Origin of the sequence: Aquisphaera insulae (assembly GCF_011064615.1) — a bacterium.
Classification (GTDB): Bacteria; Planctomycetota; Planctomycetia; order Isosphaerales; family Isosphaeraceae; genus Aquisphaera; species Aquisphaera insulae.
The window spans coordinates 1-1,040 of sequence record NZ_JAALJH010000231.1; the positions used below are offsets into that span (position 1 = coordinate 1).

A 1,040-nucleotide genomic window follows, 5' to 3' on the forward strand; every position below is an offset into this window, starting at 1 on the left:
GCCGGCGTCAAGCGACATATCGTGGTGGACGTCCTGGGGTTGATGCTGGCGACGGTGGTGCCGGCGGCGGCGGCCGACGACGGTACATTCGCGCCGGATGTCCTGTCGCGGTTGACGACCGAGCAGAAGGGGCGGTTGGAGGTCGAGTGGGCCGATGGCAAGTACAACAGTCGACGGCTCGACGCCTGGATGGCGACGGAGAGGTCGGATATCGCATCGAGGTGATCGGCCGCCCGTCGGGGAGCGTGGGCTACGTCAAGCTGCCGAGGCGCTGGGTCGTGGAGCGCAGCTTCGCCTGGCCGGGCCGCTGCCGGCGCGACAGCCGGCACTACGAGGTGTATGAGCGGAGCGGCGAGTCGATGCTCAAGATCAGCTCGATTCATCGAATGCTCAGGTGGTTAAACCCAGATGCATCGCAACCGCCCGCGAGTTTCAAGTATCGATCCCAAAACGACGTGATTACCGGATAGTCTCCAACATCCAGGAGGAGCGAACAGTATGAGATTCATCGTGCTTTCCTCATTCTCGAGCTCAGCAAGGATTCGTGTATTCCATGCACTAATGTTTCATGGAATATGTGATACGTCGAGGTCGAAATTGACAGAGACCGCCGAAGGTCACTTATTGGGAGACGATTTGTCGATGCCACTTCGTGTCAAACGAAGCGGCCGAAGCGTTCCAGATATCTTCAAGCCCGGCATTTCATTGGTGGTTTCCGAGGTAGTCAGACAGAAGCTACTAGAGGTACGGCATATTGAATTTCAAAAGGTGGAATTTTCAAAACTCATTGACATGCCATACAAGGCAGGCGATATGGCTTTTTATGAAAGCGAGGCATTCCTGGCTGACCCAGTGGGCATGGACCCAGAGAATCTTCTCGACCGACTACCGAACGTTCCAAGTATGCATTCTCATGTCGGAAATTTCTACGAAGTAATCGTCCCTCGGCTCTCCGAAGTGAGTGGAGGGTTTCCAGATGAGGAGGCAGAGGATTTTGTCGTCAAGTCTGATGACCATTTTCTGTTCGATCATATCTTTCG

General features: G+C 55.1%; 1 protein-coding gene and 1 pseudogene. Both read left to right on the forward strand.

Features of this window, described 5'->3' with window-relative positions; genetic code table 11:
- Nucleotides 1–225 (forward strand): annotated as a pseudogene (locus G6O54_RS36900) (IS5 family transposase); the annotation flags it as partial.
- Between the two features lie 372 nt (nucleotides 226–597).
- Nucleotides 598–1,040 (forward strand): hypothetical protein (locus G6O54_RS36910; protein ID WP_165236138.1); only part of this gene is annotated, 443 nt, incomplete at its 3' end.